19 protein-coding genes are annotated in these 15,585 nt (G+C 68.8%); 8 read left to right on the top strand and 11 right to left on the bottom strand.

What is annotated here, in order from left to right; genetic code table 11:
* Nucleotides 1-10: 10 nt before the first annotated feature.
* Nucleotides 11-1,612 carry a phospholipase D family protein gene (locus tag EJP69_RS26725; RefSeq protein WP_126473312.1) on the top strand — a complete coding sequence of 534 codons (1,602 nt, stop codon included), beginning with the start codon at nt 11-13 and terminating at the stop codon, nt 1,610-1,612.
* Between the two features lie 13 nt (nt 1,613-1,625).
* Here EJP69_RS26725 and EJP69_RS26720 read toward each other — a convergent pair whose 3' ends face one another.
* The 6 genes from EJP69_RS26720 to EJP69_RS26695 form a co-directional block, all read right to left on the bottom strand.
* Nucleotides 1,626-2,285: a LysE family translocator gene (locus EJP69_RS26720; RefSeq protein ID WP_126473310.1), complete on the bottom strand. Its 660-nt coding sequence runs from the start codon at nt 2,283-2,285 to the stop codon at nt 1,626-1,628.
* Nucleotides 2,286-2,332: 47 nt separating this feature from the next.
* Nucleotides 2,333-2,701: a hypothetical protein gene (locus tag EJP69_RS26715; RefSeq protein WP_126473308.1), complete on the bottom strand. Its 369-nt coding sequence runs from the start codon at nt 2,699-2,701 to the stop codon at nt 2,333-2,335.
* Nucleotides 2,702-2,711: 10 nt separating this feature from the next.
* On the bottom strand, nt 2,712-3,350 hold the full coding sequence (locus tag EJP69_RS26710; protein ID WP_126473306.1) for a YceI family protein: 639 nt from the start codon (nt 3,348-3,350) through the stop codon (nt 2,712-2,714).
* Nucleotides 3,351-3,418: 68 nt separating this feature from the next.
* Nucleotides 3,419-4,006 carry a YceI family protein gene (locus EJP69_RS26705; protein ID WP_240652303.1) on the bottom strand — a complete coding sequence of 196 codons (588 nt, stop codon included), beginning with the start codon at nt 4,004-4,006 and terminating at the stop codon, nt 3,419-3,421.
* A gap of 2 nt (nt 4,007-4,008) precedes the next feature.
* Entirely contained in the window at nt 4,009-4,602 is a 594-nt protein-coding gene (locus EJP69_RS26700; protein WP_093203965.1) for a cytochrome b, read from the bottom strand.
* A 116-nt stretch (nt 4,603-4,718) separates the two neighbouring features.
* Nucleotides 4,719-6,524: a hybrid sensor histidine kinase/response regulator gene (locus EJP69_RS26695; protein ID WP_093301641.1), complete on the bottom strand. Its 1,806-nt coding sequence runs from the start codon at nt 6,522-6,524 to the stop codon at nt 4,719-4,721.
* A gap of 82 nt (nt 6,525-6,606) precedes the next feature.
* Here EJP69_RS26695 and EJP69_RS26690 point away from each other — a divergent pair, with 82 nt between their 5' ends.
* Nucleotides 6,607-7,839, top strand: coding sequence for a THUMP domain-containing class I SAM-dependent RNA methyltransferase (locus tag EJP69_RS26690; RefSeq protein ID WP_126473304.1), 1,233 nt, complete (start codon nt 6,607-6,609; stop codon nt 7,837-7,839).
* Here the strand turns inward: EJP69_RS26690 and EJP69_RS26685 are convergent.
* A complete protein-coding gene (locus tag EJP69_RS26685) occupies nt 7,825-8,322 on the bottom strand; it encodes a surface-adhesin E family protein (RefSeq protein ID WP_093203974.1) in 498 nt (165 codons plus the stop codon). The two genes, EJP69_RS26690 and EJP69_RS26685, sit on opposite strands and share 15 nt — an antisense overlap.
* 114 nt (nt 8,323-8,436) lie before the next feature.
* Between EJP69_RS26685 and EJP69_RS26680 the strand changes: the two genes are divergently transcribed.
* From EJP69_RS26680 to EJP69_RS26665, 4 genes are read left to right on the top strand one after another with little or no spacing between them, the layout of a single operon-like run.
* A complete protein-coding gene (locus EJP69_RS26680; RefSeq protein ID WP_093301646.1) occupies nt 8,437-8,868 on the top strand; it encodes a putative toxin-antitoxin system toxin component, PIN family in 432 nt (143 codons plus the stop codon).
* Between the two features lie 9 nt (nt 8,869-8,877).
* Nucleotides 8,878-9,501 carry a type VI secretion system amidase effector protein Tae4 gene (locus EJP69_RS26675; RefSeq protein WP_240652296.1) on the top strand — a complete coding sequence of 208 codons (624 nt, stop codon included), beginning with the start codon at nt 8,878-8,880 and terminating at the stop codon, nt 9,499-9,501.
* The gene (locus EJP69_RS26670; protein WP_126473302.1) at nt 9,498-9,740 is read left to right on the top strand and encodes a hypothetical protein; all 243 of its coding nucleotides are present in this window, start codon (nt 9,498-9,500) and stop codon (nt 9,738-9,740) included. Before EJP69_RS26675 ends, EJP69_RS26670 begins: the two co-directional genes overlap by 4 nt.
* A 50-nt stretch (nt 9,741-9,790) precedes the next feature.
* On the top strand, nt 9,791-10,036 hold the full coding sequence (locus EJP69_RS26665) for a hypothetical protein (RefSeq protein WP_126473301.1): 246 nt from the start codon (nt 9,791-9,793) through the stop codon (nt 10,034-10,036).
* Nucleotides 10,037-10,054: 18 nt separating this feature from the next.
* On the opposite strand, the gene EJP69_RS26660 is transcribed toward EJP69_RS26665, so the two are convergent.
* A complete protein-coding gene (locus tag EJP69_RS26660) occupies nt 10,055-10,975 on the bottom strand; it encodes a BUD32 family EKC/KEOPS complex subunit (protein ID WP_126473299.1) in 921 nt (306 codons plus the stop codon).
* Complete coding sequence (locus EJP69_RS26655; protein ID WP_126473297.1) at nt 10,972-12,669, bottom strand: FMN-binding glutamate synthase family protein; 1,698 nt, start codon at nt 12,667-12,669, stop codon at nt 10,972-10,974. Before EJP69_RS26655 ends, EJP69_RS26660 begins: the two co-directional genes overlap by 4 nt.
* A 55-nt stretch (nt 12,670-12,724) precedes the next feature.
* On the opposite strand from EJP69_RS26655, the gene EJP69_RS26650 reads away from it, so the two are divergent.
* A complete protein-coding gene (locus EJP69_RS26650; protein ID WP_126473296.1) occupies nt 12,725-13,519 on the top strand; it encodes a YecA/YgfB family protein in 795 nt (264 codons plus the stop codon).
* Between the two features lie 52 nt (nt 13,520-13,571).
* Complete coding sequence (locus EJP69_RS26645; protein WP_126473503.1) at nt 13,572-14,759, top strand: MFS transporter; 1,188 nt, start codon at nt 13,572-13,574, stop codon at nt 14,757-14,759.
* On the opposite strand, the gene EJP69_RS26640 is transcribed toward EJP69_RS26645, so the two are convergent.
* A complete protein-coding gene (locus EJP69_RS26640) occupies nt 14,749-15,069 on the bottom strand; it encodes a GNAT family N-acetyltransferase (protein ID WP_126473294.1) in 321 nt (106 codons plus the stop codon). The genes EJP69_RS26645 and EJP69_RS26640 overlap by 11 nt on opposite strands.
* Nucleotides 15,066-15,563, bottom strand: coding sequence for a nuclear transport factor 2 family protein (locus tag EJP69_RS26635; protein ID WP_093203991.1), 498 nt, complete (start codon nt 15,561-15,563; stop codon nt 15,066-15,068). The genes EJP69_RS26640 and EJP69_RS26635 overlap by 4 nt, the downstream gene beginning before the upstream one ends.
* Nucleotides 15,564-15,585 lie beyond the last annotated feature (22 nt).

Here is a 15,585-nt window from a genome sequence, read left to right as displayed (position 1 = left end):
GACACCGCCGATGAGCCGGGGCCTGATGTCGCGCTGTGGGCATTGGGTCTTCGCCATGGTGGCGGTGCTGCTGTTCGCAGGCTGCGCCACGCTGCCCGACGAGGCGCCGCGCACGCCCACCAGGGCCATGGCCGTCTCGGCCGACACCGCCCTCGGCAAGATCGCGCTGGCTTCCCAGCCCGACCCCGACCTGAGCGGCTTCCGCCTGATGCCCGGCGGCGATTTCGCCTTCGACACCCGCATCCAGCTGGCCCGCCGCGCCCAGCGCACGCTCGACGTGCAGTACTACCAGATCGAGAACGACGAGACCGGCCGCTACCTGCTGCGCACCCTGCGCGACGCCGCCTTGCGCGGCGTGCGCGTGCGGCTGCTGATGGACGACCTCTACACCTCCGGCGAAGACGAGCTGCTGCTCGGCCTCGCTGCCACGCCCAACGTGGAGCTGCGGCTGTTCAACCCGTTCCCGGCCGGCCGCGGCAGCCTGCTGAAGCGCTTCACCGCCTCGCTCTTCGACTTCAGCCGCGTCAACCGCCGCATGCACAACAAGCTGTTCATCGCCGACGGCGCGATGGCGGTCGCGGGCGGGCGCAACATCGGCAACCAGTACTTCAGGCGCACCGCGGGCGAGAACTTCATCGACCTCGATACCTTCGTCACAGGCGCGCTCATCCCCCGGCTGGGCAGTCTCTTCGACCAGTACTGGAACAGCGTCTACGTGCGGCCGATCCAGTCGGTGGCGAGCAGTGCCTTGTCGCGCGAGGAGCTGCAGCAACGCTTCGAGCTCGCCACCGGCCCCGACACCACGCCGCCGCCGCCGAGGCCCGCGCCCAACGACCTGCTGGGCTACAGCCCGATGGCGGAAGACCTGGACGCGGGCAAGCTCGGCCTGATCTGGACCACCGCCGAGGCATACGCCGATTCGCCCGAGCGCGTGATCGGCAAGACCGCTTCCTACGGCGGCGTGCCGCTGCTCGACGTGGACAGCGTGCGCTACAACGTGGTCGAGCAGATGCGCCGCGCGCGCTCGGACGTGACCATCGTCTCGCCCTACCTGATCCCGGGCCCCTCGGGGCTGGAGGTGATGCGCGAGATCCGCGGCCGCAACGTGAAGATCAGCGTGGTCACCAACTCGCTGGCCGCCACCGACGAGCCGCTGGTGCACACCGCCTACCGCCGCTACCGCCCCGACATGCTCAAGCTGGGCGCCGACCTCTACGAGCTGAGCACCAACCGCACCCGGCGCAGCGTGCGGCTGGGGCTCTTCGGCACCTCGGTGGGCAGGCTGCACGCCAAGTCGGCGGTGATCGACCGGCGCATTCTTTTCGTCGGCTCGATGAATTTCGACCCGCGCTCAGAAACGCACAACACCGAGATCGGCCTCTTCATCCGCAGCCCCGAGATGGCGCAGCAGGCGCTCAAGCTCATCGACGTGCTCAAGCAGCAGGGCGCCTACAGGCTGCGCTTCGCCGAGGGCAGCAACGAGTCGCGCATCGAATGGGTCAGCGACGACGCCGGCAAGCTCACCGTGCTGACCGAGGAACCCGACTCCGGCTTCTGGGACCGGACCATGCTCGAGATCCTGGCGCCGCTGACACCGGAGAGCCTGCTCTGAGCCTCGACGCCGCTCAGTGGCCGCCGCGCACGGCCGACCACACGAGCCGCAGTCCCAGCAGGCCCATCACGCCGCCTGCCGCGCGGTCGATCCAGACCTTGTAGCGCAGGTAGGCCGAGCGCGGCGCCGCCGAGGACAGCGCCAGCGCGACGATCGAATACCAGCCCGTCTCGATGCAGAAGATGACCGCCGGCACGGCCAGCGCCAGCACCAGCGGCACCTCGCGCGGCAGGAAGGCCGCGAAAATGCTGGCGTAGACCACCGCCGTCTTCGGGTTGCTCACCTGCGTGGCTAGGCCCAGCAGGAAGGTGCGCTTGCCTCGGCCCCGACCTTGCTGCTGGCGCTGCGAAGGGTCAGTGGCCTCCTGCGCCACGGCCAGCGGCTGCCGCGCGCCACGCCAGATGCGAAAGCCGAGGTAGACGAGGTATGCGCCGCCCAGCCCCTTGATCGCAAGGTACAGCGCCGGCACCGCGAGAAACGCCGCCTGCAGCCCCGCCAGCGCCGCGATCGCGAAGACCAGCCCGCCGGCGCCCATGCCCAGCGCCGCCGCGAGGCCGTCGGCGCGCGAGGTCACGGCGGTGCGCGCCACCATCACGAAGCTGGGGCCGGGGCTCATCGCGCCCACGGTCATGGCGCCGGCGATGCCGAGAAGGGCGAGGGTGGTGTCCATCATTCAGGTTCCTTGGTTGTCGCCGGGCGCAGTTCGCCCGGTTCGCTGCATCACAGGTTCTTCCATTCCTCGACGACGATCTGGAACGGGTCCTCGTAGAGCACCTTGCCGGGATTGCGCGAGCGAAGCATCCGGACAGCGGTGTCATGCTGGATCAGAAGTGCTGCGAGGCTGCGCATCTGCTGGATCGACTCGGTGGCGCCGTCCTTGAACCAGGCCACGGCGTTCCTCGACCAGCCGGCGCTCGAAAACGGAGGGCAGGGCAGATTCGCGTTGAACCATGCATAGACCGCTTCGAGCCGTTCTTCTTCCGCGGCCGTGAATTCGCCCTTGTCTCGCAGGATGCGGGTCTCGGTGACGAGCCCGCTGAGCTGCCGGTGATCTTCCTCGTCGCCTCCAACCACGAACCGGATGAACATGAGCCCGTTGTTATTGCACGTTGACCGCTTCGACCTGCACCAGCAGCCTCACCTTGTTCTCGAAGCCGAAGTTCAGCCCCCAGGTGATGCCCCAGTCGCTGCGCTCCACGGTGGTCTCGAAGTCGCCGCCGCACACCTGGCGGTTGATGAGCGGGCTCAGGTAGCAGTTGAAGCGCACGGCCTTCAGCGTCACGGGCTTCGTCTGGCCCATCAGCGTGAGCGTGCCGGGCACGTCGACCACCTTGTCGCCGGAGAACTCGATGCGGTCGGCCACGAAGCGGCCGGTCGGAAACTCGGCCACGTTGAAGAAGTCCTTGCTCTGCACGTGGCGGTTGAGCAGGTCGACGCCGGTATTGATGGAGCTGATGTCCATCGTGATGTCGACCTTGCCGCTGGTGCCGGTGCCGTCGATCTGCACCGAGCCGTCCTTGGTGCTGAAGCGGCCCCGGTTGGTGGTGGTGCCGTAGTGGCCCATCTCGTACATCACGAAGGTGTGCGTGGGGTCGATCACGTAGTTGGCGTTCTTCGCCGGCCCGCCCGCGGGCTTGGCGGCTGCCGCCGGCGCGAATTCGGAAGGCAGCTGTTGCTGGGCCGTGGCGCCGGTGAACACGGTGGCCGACAGGGCCACGGTGAGAAGGAGCTTTTTCATGGCGTTGGTCGTGTGGGGCATGAAAGAGAAAAACCGATGAAGGAGGGCGGGCGGGTGGGCGAAGCGGATCACAGCGGCCCGAGGCCCGCGAGCGTGAACCTGAAGCGCACCTGCACCTCGTTGCCGACCATCGAGGTGTCGGTCCATTCGCCGTCGCCCACCTTGTAGTCGAGCCGCTGGATCGTAAGGCTTCCGGTGGCCACCGCGTAGTTGCCGCCGGGCGCCGGCGCGATGCTGACGGGCACCGTCACATACCTGGACGTGCCCTTGATGGTGAGCTTGCCCGCCATCTCGAACCTGCCTTCGCCCAGCGCCTTGATGGCGCTCGACTGGAAGCTCGCCTGCGGGAAGTGCGCCGCGTCGAACCACGGCTGCTTGGGCAGCTCGGCGTCGCTCATGGGAATGCCGAAGCCCGCGCTGGCGGTGTCGATGTGAAGCACGACGCTGCCGCCCTCGGGCTTCTTCGGGTCGAAGGCGACCTGCGCGTCGAACTTCTTGAACGTGCCTTCCACCGGCACGCCCATCTGCTTGCTGACGAACACGATCTGGCTCTTGTCGGCAACGAGCCTGGCGGCCGGGGGCTCCGCGCCGGCCGGCAGCGCCATGACCAGGGCCAGGGCCAGCACCGGGGTGAACAACGGGAACTTCATCTTCATCGTCATCGAGCTGATTCCTGGCGTGGCCCGGGCCACATGCGTTTCAGAAGACCGTCGCGGTCGATCCAGTGGTGCTTGAGCACCGCCGCCACGTGCAGCAGCGTGACGCCCGCCAGCACGAAGGCGCAGTTGCGGTGCAGCGGCTGCAGCATCGCCTCGGCGAAGTCGTGGTCGACCGGCACGAAGTCGGGCAGCTGCAGCACGCCGAACCACGCGACGGGCATGCCCATGGCCGAGCTGTAGGCCCAGCCGGACAGCGGCACCGCGAAGAACAGCAGGTACATCAGCGCATGGCTGACGCGGTAGCTCGCCAGCTGCAGGCGCGACATGCCCGCGGGCAGCGCCGGCGGGCGGTGCCCGAGCCGCCACAGCAGGCGCAATGCCGACAGCAGGAGGATCGTGATGCCCGCCCACTTGTGCCAGCTGTAGATCTTCAGCCGCAGCGGGGAGAACTGCAGGCCCGTCATGTAGAGCCCCACGCCGAAGGAGCCGACGATCAGCACCGCGAGCAGCCAGTGCAGCGCGATCGCGAACAGGTCGTAGCGCAGGCCGGCCGGGTCGGTGGCGAGGGGGGAAGAAGGCGTGTCGGTGGACATCGGGGGCGGGGACGGCGGCCTGTACGCGGTGTGCGCGGAGCATATCCCGGAAGCGATGACAGCACGGGCCGTGCCAGCTCCAGCACGCGTCAGGTGCGTCAGGTAGGTCGGGTGCGTCAGCCGCGCGCCTGCTGCACTCCCAGCAGCATCCGGCGCAGCTCCTCCGGCTGCACCGGCTTGCGCAGCGCGCGCCAGCCCTGCTCGGCGGCCAGCCGCTGGGTGGCTTCGGTGATGTCGGCGGAGATCAGCGCGATCGCCAGCGAGGGCTTCTGCTGCTGCAGCTTCGCGGCCAGCGCGATGCCGTCGAGCGCGCCCGGCAGGCGGATGTCGCACAGCGCCGCGTCGAGCGCGTGCAGGTCGGCCAGCGCCAGCGCCTCGGCGGCGCTGGCGTAGACGCGCGGCTCCACTTCCCATTGCCGCAGCAGCGCGGCGAGGCTGTCGGCCACCACCGCGTTGTCTTCCACCACGAGCACGGCGAGGCCGGGGCGCAGCGTGCTCGTTGCACCGGCGCCCTCGTCCTTTGCGGCCGGAGCGGTGGGTTGCTGAGCAGTCGCCTGTGCGCCCTCGGGCGCGGCGGGCAGTTCGAAGCCGAACACCGAGCCCCGTCCCGGCGCCGAGCGCAGCGACACCTCGATGCCGAGCTGCGTCGCCAGCCGCCGCACGATCGCCAGGCCCAGCCCATGGCCGCGCTGCAGGTTGCGCTCGACGTTGCCGATCTGCTCGAAGTCGTCGAACACGCGCTGCTGCGCCTCGGGCGGAATGCCGATGCCTCTGTCGCGCACCTCCACGCGCCAGGCCCGGGCGCCGTCGCGCCGGCGGGCGCGCACCGCCAGCAGCACGCGCCCGCGCGGCGTGAACTTGACGGCGTTGTCGACCAGGTTGGCGAGCACGCGGCGCAGCGACACCGTGTCGCTCCAGGCGATCGCGCCGGGCGGGCAGCGCACCAGCACCCGGCCGTTGCCCGCCTGCCGCGCGAGTTCCTGCAGCAGCGGCGCCAGCGCCACGGTGGTGGGCCGCAGGGGGTCGACGGCGGCCTCGATGCGGCCGATTTCCAGCAGCTGGTTGGTCAGCCCTTCCAGCGCCTGCTGCGCCCGCGCCAGCGAACCCACCGTGTGCTGCACCGCCTCCATGCTCGCGCCGTCGTCCAGCTGGTGGCGCAGCACCTCGGCCTGCAGGCCGATCGCCATCACCGGCTGGCGCAGGTCGTGGTTGGCGGCCGAGAAGAAGCGCAGCCGCTCGGCCTGCGCCTGCTCGGAGGCGCGCAGGCCGGCCAGGGCCTGTTCGCGCAGGCTGTGCTCGTTGAGCCGCAGGCCGATGTTTTCCTCGAGCTGGCGCGAGCGCTCGGCCACCAGCTTCCACATCATCGCGGTCAGGCCGATCCCGATCACGGCCACCGCCGCCATCACCGGGGCGCCCAGCCAGAGCCCGGTGACGATGATCGGCGCCAGCAGCAGCGTGATCGCCAGCTGCGTGGCCGGCGTGTAGAACGACACCGAGAAGGCAGACGACAGCGTCATGCCCATGATGATCACGCCCAGCAGCAGTTGGAGGTCGACGCGTGCGGGGTTGAACAGCAGCACGCCGGCCAGCCCGTGCGCCAGCTCCCAGACGGCGGTGCGCAGCGTATGGGTGCGCTGCGCCTCGCGCAGGCTGGCGGGCGTGAAGGGCTCGGGCAGCCGCTGCGGGAAGAAGCCCCGCATCGCCGTCACCCCGGTGATCAGCGCGATCCACGCCAGCGCGCGCACGAGCGAGAACTGCCAGGCGAAGAGCGCCGCCACGCCGCAGTTCAGCAGGTACTGCACCAGCAGCACCGGTCCGATGGGCTTGATGGACAGCCGCAGCACTTCGCACTGGATCGCGAAGCTGTCGCTGCCGTTGCCGGCGGGGGACGGCGCTGGCGGAGATGCGGGGGTGGGAGTCATCGGCGAATCGACTATATAGAGAAGGGTTGCAGCGCGGCGACAATGGAGTCCCCTAGTCGGGCTTCCCGATGGCCTACTTTCCGTGAACGATCTCTCCTTTTTCCTGCCTTGCGCCGCCGGCGTCGAGGAATTCCTCGCCCAGGAGGTGCACGCCCTGACCGGCCGCGCCGGGCAGGACCTGCTTTCCCTGCGCGGCGGCGTGCGCGTGCGTGCCGACTGGCGCGACGGCCTGAAGCTCAACCTGCACAGCCGCCTCGCGCAGCGGGTGCTGGTCGAGCTGGCCCACGGGCCCTACCGCAACGAGAACGACCTCTACGGCATCGCCAGCGGCGTGGCCTGGGAGATCTGGTTCACGCCGAAGCAGACCTTCAAGATCGAGACCACCGCCCAGCACAGCCCGCTGCAGAGCCTGAACTTCGCCACCCTGCGCATCAAGGACGCCATTGCCGACCGCTTCCGGGCCAAGGCCAACGGCGTGCGCCCGAGCATCGAGACCCAGTGGCCCGACTGCCGCGTGTTCGCCCACCTGACCACCGACACCTGCACGCTCTACATCGACACCAGCGGCGAGCCGCTCTTCAAGCGCGGCTGGCGCCAGGACAAGGGCGACGCCCCGCTGAAGGAGACCCTGGCCGCCGCCATGCTGGCCGCCAGCGGCTGGTGGAACCCCGAGACCGGCGAGGTCGCGGACCAGCCGCTGTACGACCCCTGCTGCGGCAGCGGCACCATCGCCATCGAGGCGGCGCAGATCGCGCGCGGCATCGCGGCCGGATCGCTGCGGCGCTTCGGCTTCGAGAAGCTGCTGCCGTTCCAGGCGCACGTGTGGTCGGCCATCAGGCAGGAAGCCGAGGCGGCCGTGGCCGGCGACGGCGCCCCGGCGGTCTTCGGCTCCGACGTGTCGCACCGCATGGTCGACTTCGCCCAGCGCAACGCCGAGCGAGCCGGCGTGGCGCAGGCCGTCGAGTTCCGCGGCGGCGACGCGCTGCAGCGCATGCCGCCGGCCGAAGGCGGCGTGATCATGCTCAACCCGCCGTACGGCGAGCGCATCGCCGTGGGCGGCGTGGCCGGCGCGGGGCGCCCCGGGGCGCGGGAGGCGGCGCAGTCCACCGACGGAGACGGCGGCGACTTCTTCCCGCAACTCGCCACCCACTGGAAGAAGAACTACGCCGGCTGGACCGCCTGGGTGCTCACGCCCGACCTGAAGCTGCCGAAGCTGATGCGCCTGAAGGAGTCGCGCCGCGTGCCGATGTGGAACGGCCCGATCGAATGCCGGCTGTTCCGCTTCGACATGGTCGCGGGCTCAGCGCGCAGGTAGCGGCGAGAGCGGCGGTTCGCCCTCGGGCCTGGGCTGCTGTTGTTGTTGCGGCTCCCTGGCTTCCTTCGGCCGCACCGCGCAGGCCGCGTTGATCGTGCGCGTGACGAGGTCGCGTGCGCCGGCCAGCGTCACGGGGCGCACGTCTTCCTCTTCTTCGTAGTGCTTCACCGCGACCGGTTCGCCCACGAAGTTCGGATGCCCGAAGTAGCTGACGTTCACGTAGCGCGCGCTGCGGGCATCGCAATCGACCTTGGCCCGGGCCTGGAAGGAGCGGTACTTGATGCCGTCGCGGCCGGTGCGGTCCTGCGGCAGGCTCATGCGCAGGCTCACCAGGCGCTTCGAGCCGTCGGCCTCGACGCTGGTCGGGTCGACCTGCACATAGCTGGCGGTCTCGTCGCCGGGCGTGCCCGCCAGCGTCAGCCACTCGGCCCGGGCGCCAACGGACGCGAGCAGGGCGAGGCAGAGCAGCGGTAGGCGTTTCATGAAGGAAGGCGGGGATGCTGGTTTTGGCGAAGTCCGATTGTCGTCGGCCCGGCTAACGGGCGGCTGACCGCGGCATCGGATGGTGCAACATCGGCGATATTCCCCGCACATCCCATGACGTTGACAGAACCCGCCAGCCTTGTCGTCATCGACACCAACATCGCGCTCGACCTGCTGGTCTTCGAGGACCCGGCCTGGGGCCCGCTGACCGCGCGCCTGGCCGCCGGCGAACTGCGCTGGCTGGCCACGGCCGCCATGCGCACCGAACTCGAACGCGTGCTGGGCTACCCCCTGATCGCCCGGCGCATGGCGCAGCGGGAACTGCAGGCGCCGGCCGTGCTCGCCGATTTCGACGCGCGGGTGCACGTGGTGGAAGCCGTCCCGCCGCGCGCGCCATGCGTGTGCAGCGACCCCGACGACCAGGTCTTCATCGACCTGGCCGTGGCGCACAAGGCGCTGCTGCTGAGCAAGGACCGGGCGGTGCTGTCGATGAAGAAGCGGCTGGCGCTGCGAGGGGTGGTGGTGCAGGCGGCGTATGGGGCCTAGTGGCCGGTGATGTTGCCCGGTGCCGGGTATCAATTGACAACGTTTCGTTCATCGAACTTTTTTGAAGCGGCACTAGATTTTCAGCAAGGGGAGGGTGGCTGCGGTGAATGGGCATCGCAGGCTTGCGCCTGCCTTGACCGACTGGAAATCATGCAGCCATCTTTTGCGACCCTCTGGGCGAACCACCCGACGATCAAGGGGGACGACGCCTTGCTGGACAAGGACGTCTACAAGGATCAATGCGCCATCAACGTGAGCGCGGCGTTCATCCGTTCCAGCCTGAGCCTCGAGAGCTTCCCTGGTGTCTATTCCTGGCAGAAGGACAGGCCGAAGTACCCGATCAGGGCTCAGGAACTCGCGAACTGGCTGGACTCCGGCAAGTCCGGCTTCATGTCTCGCACCGAGAAATACTCAGGCAAGGAAGGGTTCGAGAAAATCGCCAAGCGCACAGGAATCGTGTTCGTCCAGAACTACTGGGGCGAAGGGCGACAGGGTGACCACATCGATCTCTGGAATGGTTCGCGGATGACTCCCTTGTCATCATGGTTCCGCATACAGCTACATCTGTCGTGGGAGGGCTATATGACTGACTTCCGGAAGGCTTCCGCTATATGGTTCTGGTACGTGTCATGAGACTGGCCGCCCGCATTCTTTTCATCGTTGTAGGAGCCATTGCGCTCGGCTTCGTCTTCTACAAGGTGATCGGGCCTGTCGGCTACTGGTACGAGCTCAACTTCGCACAGAGTGATGACGACTTGGGTAGAGCGTACATGGTTGCACTCGCTGTCCAACTTGCTGCCTTGATAGTCGGAGGCTGGCTCGGCGATCGACTGTTCCGCAGGTGGCGCCGAAAGCAGGCTGACCGCGCATAGAGCCTACGCCGATCGTCGCCAGCGTAATCCATATGGTTCCGACAGACCCCTTGAAAGTCCTGCTTCGCCTCGTCTGCATCGTGCTGGGAGGATTGGCGCTCAGCTTTGTTGTGACCAAGGTCGTGCTCGTCCCCGTTGGCCATTGGTATGAGATGAGCAAGGCGCAAAGCGAGAGCGACTTGACGCGAGCCTTTGCGCTTGCCCTTGCGGTACAGGTTTCCTGCGCCGTCGTTGGAGGATGGCTCGGCGATCGGCTGTTCCGTAGATGGCGCTGGAAGCCGTCCGGCCGCGAATGAGACCCCTGCCAGCAGCCGCTAGTGCTGGATCCCGTTTGAAGCCTGCAGATGCCACCGCCCCAGCAGCCGAGCCACCGCCCGCACCCGCTGCGTATCGCGCCCCCAGCGCCGGCTCGCCGGCAGCTTCTGCGCCCATTTCATTCGCCTTGCAGCATTCGCGATGCGCTCGCGCACCTCTTCGCCCACGCCGGCCAGGGCCGCGTGCCAGTGCTGCCCGGCGGCCTGCGGGGCGGCGGCCTCGAGCATCATGGCTGTCGAATGCAGGTAGCTCAGCCAGTCGCGCGCCTGGCATTCGGCCAGGGTCATGACCTCGGCCGGGTCGTCCTCGAAGTCGATGTAGCCGATCACGCCGTCGGGGCACTGCACGAGATTGCGGTCGAAGGCCTGGCTCAGGTGCTGGCCGCACACGTGCACGGCGGCGATGGCGGCCAGGCCCTCGCGCCATACCGACAGCAGCGCGGCGGGGCCGGCGGCCGCTGCCTGGTCGAGGCGCTCCTGCAGCACCACCGTCGCGCGGCCGCTCTCGCCCAGGTCGGAGATCAGCAGGCCGTCGGGCTGCTGCGCCAGCACCACCGGCACGCGCAGGCCGGCGGCCGCGAGCTGCTTGAGGCGCCGCGCCTCGGTGGCGATGGCGGCCTCGCCGCCGGGGTTGGGCACGGGCTTGATGATGTCCAGACGCGCCATGCGCGCGACCGCCGCCATCACGCGGTAGCCCCACTTGCCGTGCCGCGGGCCGGCCTTCTTGAGCCACACGCGTTCGCTGCCGAAGCGGTGGCTGGCCACGTTCTTCTGCTGCTGGGGCAGGGTGGTGCGCAGGAATTCCGCGTAGTCGCCGGGCGCCGGCGGGTTCGGGGAAAGCGCGTCCAGGGGCGCGGGCGCCGAAGCTGCGCCCTTGCGCGTTTGCAGGCGCCGGCTGGCGCCTCTACTCAGTGGGTTCATGCGGCCAATGCGAAGCCCGTCACGAGCCCTTGCGGGCCCTGCGTCACGGGCTGGAAACTCTCTGCACTGGCCAGCGGCCAGTAGGTACGGAAGACATTGTGCTGCTCGTCGAGCGGGCCGAGCAGGGCGCCCGGCTGCACCTGCATCACCAGGTTGCTCAACAGGCGCACTTCGGTGTCGGAAATGCGGCGCACGATGTGGTGCGCGGTGATCTGCTGCGGATGGTCGAGGCCCGCGGCCTGCACCAGCTCCTGCAGCGCGTGCAGCGTGCTGCGGTGGAAGTTGTGCACCCTCTCGGCCTTGGTCGGCACCACCAGCGCCTTCTGGCGCAGCGGGTCCTGCGTGGTCACGCCGGTGGGGCAGTGGCCGGTGTGGCAACTCTGCGCCTGGATGCAGCCCAGAGCCATCATGAAGCCGCGCGCGGCGTTGCACCAGTCGGCGCCCAGCGCCATCATGCGCGCCACGTCGAAGGCCGTGATCACCTTGGCGGCGCAGCCGATCTTGATGCGGTGGCGCAGGTTCACGCCGATCAGCGTGTTGTGCACCAGCAGCAGGCCTTCCTGCAGCGGCGCGCCCACGTGGTCGCTGAACTCGACCGGCGCCGCGCCGGTGCCGCCCTCGGCGCCGTCGACCACGATGAAGTCGGGCGTGATGCCGGTGGCCTGCATCGCCTTGACGATGCCGAACCACTCCCACGGATGGCCCAGGCAGAACTTGAAGCCGGTGGGCTTGCCGCCCGACAGCTCGCGCAGCCTGGCGACGAAATGCATCATCTCCGTCGGCGTGGAGAAGGCGCTGTGCGAGGCCGGCGAGATGCAGTCCACGCCCACCGGCACGCCGCGCGCGGCGGCGATCTCGGGCGTGACCTTGGGCGCCGGCAGCACGCCGCCGTGGCCGGGCTTGGCGCCCTGGCTCAGCTTGATCTCGATCATCTTCACCTGCGGATCGCGCGCATTGGCGGTGAAGCGCTCCTCGCTGAAGCTGCCGTCGTCGTTGCGGCAGCCGAAGTAGCCGGAGCCGATTTCCCAGATCAGGTCGCCGCCGTGCACGCGGTGGTGCTGCGAGATCGAGCCCTCGCCGGTGTCGTGCGCGAAGCCGCCCATCTTCGCGCCCTTGTTGAGCGCGAGGATGGCGTTGGCCGACAGCGCGCCGAAGCTCATGGCCGAGATGTTGAACACGCTGGCGCTGTAGGGTTGGGTGCAGACCTGCGCGGGGTTCGCGCCCGCCGGCTGGGGCGTGCCGCCGATCACGATGCGGAAATCGTGGTCGGCCAGCTTGGTCGGCCGCATCGAGTGGTTGATCCACTCGTAGCCCGCGATGGTCACGTTCATCTGCGTGCCGAAGGGGCGGTTGTCGGGGTCGCCCTTGGCGCGCTGGTACACCAGCGAGCGCTGGGCGCGCGAGAAGGGCGCGGCCTCGGAGTCGCTCTCGATGAAGTACTGCCGCATCTCGGGGCGGATGAACTCCAGCAGGAAGCGCAGGTGGCCGATCACCGGGTAGTTGCGCAGGATGGCATGACGGGCCTGCCGCAGGTCGTGTACGCCGGTACCTGTAAGTACCGCAAAGACGGCGACGCCGATCCAGGCCAGCCACAGATGGGGCGAAACCAGCACGAACGCCAGGCATGCCACCAGACCGACCACGCACAGGGCGAAGGCGCTGTAGCGCGTCGGAAACGGAATAATCGTGGGCATAGAAATAGTCTCGACCGTGGCCTGCTGCATCATAGAGGGCTGCCTCGAACTTGCCATGACGACCATTCCCGACCCCATTTCGCCTCCCGACAGCACCCCCGCAGCCCGCACTCCCCTCGGCCCCGACGATTTCGACGCCCTCGACCAGGCCCTCGACGCCATGCGCGAGCACGACGAGGAAATCCCCCAGTGGGAGTTCTGCGAGGGCTTCATGGCCGCCCTGATCTGCACCCGCCGGCCCATCCTGCCGTCCGAATACTGGCCCGTCCTGCTGGGCGACAGCTTCTCTTCCGCCCAGCACATGGAGTTCGTCTGGAACTGGAAGCGCCGCTGGATCGAGATCGAGGAAGGCCTCGACGCCCCCGTCGAGACCCTCGACGACGAACGCAGCTGGCAGCCCGAAGTGCTCGACACCCGCGGCGCCATCGCCTCCCTGCCGGAAGAAGAACGCGCCGAAGTCGCCGGCGAGGCCATTCCCTCGTTCGCCCAGGTCTGGGCGCTGGGCTTCATGTACGCCGTGGAGAACTGGCCCGAAGACTGGGCCGAGCCGCGCGACAAGGACGCCGCGCGCATGCTGAACGACGCGCTCGACAACATCGTCGCCCTCACCGAGGACGACACCGGCAAGCCCACGCTGTCGATGTACAGCGACGACGCGCCGCCCAGCGTGAGCCAGCAGCGGCTGGACGACTTCGGCGCCGCCATCTGGGCCGTGTACGACCTGCGTCAGCTCTGGAAGAGCCTGGGCCCGAAGGCCGAGACCATCCGCAAGGAAGCGGCTCCCGGCCGCAACGACCCCTGCCCCTGCGGCAGCGGAAAAAAATACAAGAAGTGCCACGGTGCCACCTAGCAGCGGCACTGGCAAAGACGACGCACCCCTGACGCCCCGTGCGGCATGGGTGATGGTCCTGGCGCTGTGCGTCGGGGTCGCGCTTAGCCAGGCGTTCCGCACGGTGGGCGCCATCATGGCCAGCCCGCTGCAGGCCGATTTCCATCTCTCCGCACAGGCCCTCGGGATCTTCTCGGGGGCCTTTCACTTTGCGTTCGGCGCGATGCAGCTCTTCATGGGCATCGGCATCGACCTGCACGGCGTGCGCCGCACGGTGCTGGTGGCCTTTCCGGTCGCCATCGCGGGGGCGCTGCTGTCGGCGGTGTCGTCCAGCTACCTGGTGCTGGTGGCCGGGCAGGCGCTGATCGGCGTGGGCTGCGCGCCGGCCTTCCTGGTTTGCACGGTGTTCATCGCACGCCACTTCCCGCCGGCGAGCTTCGCCACCGTGTCGGGCATCGTGCTGGCCGTCGGCGGCCTGGGCATGCTGGCCACCGGCACGCCGCTGGCCTGGCTGGTGCAGGCGTATTCGTGGCGCGCGGGCTTCCTGGTGCTGGCCCTGGCCGCAGCGCTGGCGTGGCTGGCGATCTGGTACTGGGTGCACGAGCCGGCCTCGGCCATGCCGGGCAAGCGGGAGTCCATTCCCGAGGCGATCCGCCAGTTCGGCGCGCTGTTCGCCATGCCGCATACGCTGGGCATCATGGTGCTGGGAGCTGTCACCTACGCCGCCTTCATCTCGCTGCGCGGCCTGTGGCTGGGCCCGCTGATGATGGAGCGCCACGGCTACTCGCTGGTGCAGAGCGGCAACGTGGCGCTGGCGGTGTCGGTGATCTCGCTGTTCGGCGCGCCGCTCTTCGGGCGGCTCGACCGCGACGGTGCCTCGCGCCGCCGCTGGATCGCGATCTGCTGCCTGGGCTACGCCGGGCTCTTCGCGCTCATCGCCGTGCTGCACTCGGCCTGGCTCGACATCGCAGGCATGGTGCTGATCGGCGTGCTCTCGGGCTTCATCGTCTGGCAGTACGCCGACGTGCGCGGCGCCTACCCGGCCACGCTCACCGGCCGCGCGATGGCCGTGTTCACCATGGCGATGTTCCTCGGCGTGGCGTTCATGCAGTGGGGCACGGGCGTGGCCGCCTCGGTGGCGGCGGCGCATGGCGGCGATCCGCTGACGGCCGTGTTGGGCACGATCGCCGTGCTGCTGGTGATCGGCATCGCAGCCTTCGCGTGGCTGCCCGCCCCGAAGCCCGAATCGCCTAGATCTTGAAGGCGCGCTGAATATCGGGCCGCACCAGGTCAGCGTATTCGCGGTGCTTGCGGATATAGCCCGCGATGAACTGGCACACCGGAATCACGTGCAGCCCCTTCGCGCGAGCCTCGCCGAGCACGTGCTTCGCGATGCCCGAGCCCACGCCCTTGCCCTCGAATTCGGGCAGCACCTCGGTGTGGGTGAACATGATCGCGTCGGTCAGCAGGTTGTATTCGGCGTAGCCGGCCAGCTTGCCGTCGAGCGCGGCCTCGTAGCGGTGCTGTGCTTCGTTGTTGGAAAAGGCGAGGGCGGTGTCATTGGTGCTCATGGCTGTCGTGCGAGAAAGGTTGCGAGGTTGGCTGCCGCGGTGGCGCGCACCTTGTTGCGCAGCATGGGGCTCCAGCCTAGCAGCAGGCCCGGCGTGCCGAGCGCCTGGCGCGACCAGGTCCAGAACGGGAAGCTGTCGCGGTGCGTGGCGATCAGCCCCTCGGGCGTGAAGGTGAAGCGCGAGTCGATGCTGTTGTCGACGATGCGGCCGGTGGCGGTGAAGCGGTAGTGCGCGTCCCAGTGGGCGCTGCCGGTGCCGTCGTCGTTCGCCTTCACGTCGCGCCAGGTCAGCTTCCACACGTCGGCGCCCTTGGCCTTGGTGCCGCCGGCCAGCATGCGCCACATGCCGCCCACCTCGCGCCGTCCGCGCAGCGAGAAGGCCTCGTCGTCGAACACCGCGTCGGGGGCGTAGCAGGCCTCCATGGTGGGCGCGTCTAGCTTCGCGAAGGCGCTGTAGAAGCGCTCGATGGTCTGGGCGTTGGTGGCTGCTGTCATGAGGCCTCTTGGGGTTGAGCGG

The organism is Variovorax gossypii, assembly GCF_003965815.1.
Lineage (GTDB): Bacteria > Pseudomonadota > Gammaproteobacteria > Burkholderiales > Burkholderiaceae_C > Variovorax > Variovorax gossypii.
Note: the sequence above shows the minus strand (reverse complement) of the source record. Positions and strands in the feature narration are given on the sequence as shown.

What these genes read in the sequence shown, in the direction of transcription:
- EJP69_RS26725 (WP_126473312.1), top strand. Translation starts at nt 11, where the DNA reads ATGAGCCGGGGCCTGATGTCGCGCTGTGGGCATTGGGTCTTCGCCATG.
- EJP69_RS26700 (WP_093203965.1), bottom strand. Translation starts at nt 4,602, where the DNA reads ATGTCCACCGACACGCCTTCTTCCCCCCTCGCCACCGACCCGGCCGGC.
- EJP69_RS26655 (WP_126473297.1), bottom strand. Translation starts at nt 12,669, where the DNA reads ATGCCCACGATTATTCCGTTTCCGACGCGCTACAGCGCCTTCGCCCTG.
- EJP69_RS26675 (WP_240652296.1), top strand. Translation starts at nt 8,878, where the DNA reads ATGTTGCCCGGTGCCGGGTATCAATTGACAACGTTTCGTTCATCGAAC.
- EJP69_RS26670 (WP_126473302.1), top strand. Translation starts at nt 9,498, where the DNA reads ATGAGACTGGCCGCCCGCATTCTTTTCATCGTTGTAGGAGCCATTGCG.
- EJP69_RS26685 (WP_093203974.1), bottom strand. Translation starts at nt 8,322, where the DNA reads ATGAAACGCCTACCGCTGCTCTGCCTCGCCCTGCTCGCGTCCGTTGGC.
- EJP69_RS26720 (WP_126473310.1), bottom strand. Translation starts at nt 2,285, where the DNA reads ATGATGGACACCACCCTCGCCCTTCTCGGCATCGCCGGCGCCATGACC.
- EJP69_RS26650 (WP_126473296.1), top strand. Translation starts at nt 12,725, where the DNA reads ATGACGACCATTCCCGACCCCATTTCGCCTCCCGACAGCACCCCCGCA.
- EJP69_RS26640 (WP_126473294.1), bottom strand. Translation starts at nt 15,069, where the DNA reads ATGAGCACCAATGACACCGCCCTCGCCTTTTCCAACAACGAAGCACAG.
- EJP69_RS26635 (WP_093203991.1), bottom strand. Translation starts at nt 15,563, where the DNA reads ATGACAGCAGCCACCAACGCCCAGACCATCGAGCGCTTCTACAGCGCC.
- EJP69_RS26680 (WP_093301646.1), top strand. Translation starts at nt 8,437, where the DNA reads ATGACGTTGACAGAACCCGCCAGCCTTGTCGTCATCGACACCAACATC.
- EJP69_RS26645 (WP_126473503.1), top strand. Translation starts at nt 13,572, where the DNA reads ATGGTCCTGGCGCTGTGCGTCGGGGTCGCGCTTAGCCAGGCGTTCCGC.
- EJP69_RS26715 (WP_126473308.1), bottom strand. Translation starts at nt 2,701, where the DNA reads ATGTTCATCCGGTTCGTGGTTGGAGGCGACGAGGAAGATCACCGGCAG.
- EJP69_RS26705 (WP_240652303.1), bottom strand. Translation starts at nt 4,006, where the DNA reads ATGAAGATGAAGTTCCCGTTGTTCACCCCGGTGCTGGCCCTGGCCCTG.
- EJP69_RS26660 (WP_126473299.1), bottom strand. Translation starts at nt 10,975, where the DNA reads ATGAACCCACTGAGTAGAGGCGCCAGCCGGCGCCTGCAAACGCGCAAG.
- EJP69_RS26710 (WP_126473306.1), bottom strand. Translation starts at nt 3,350, where the DNA reads ATGAAAAAGCTCCTTCTCACCGTGGCCCTGTCGGCCACCGTGTTCACC.
- EJP69_RS26695 (WP_093301641.1), bottom strand. Translation starts at nt 6,524, where the DNA reads ATGACTCCCACCCCCGCATCTCCGCCAGCGCCGTCCCCCGCCGGCAAC.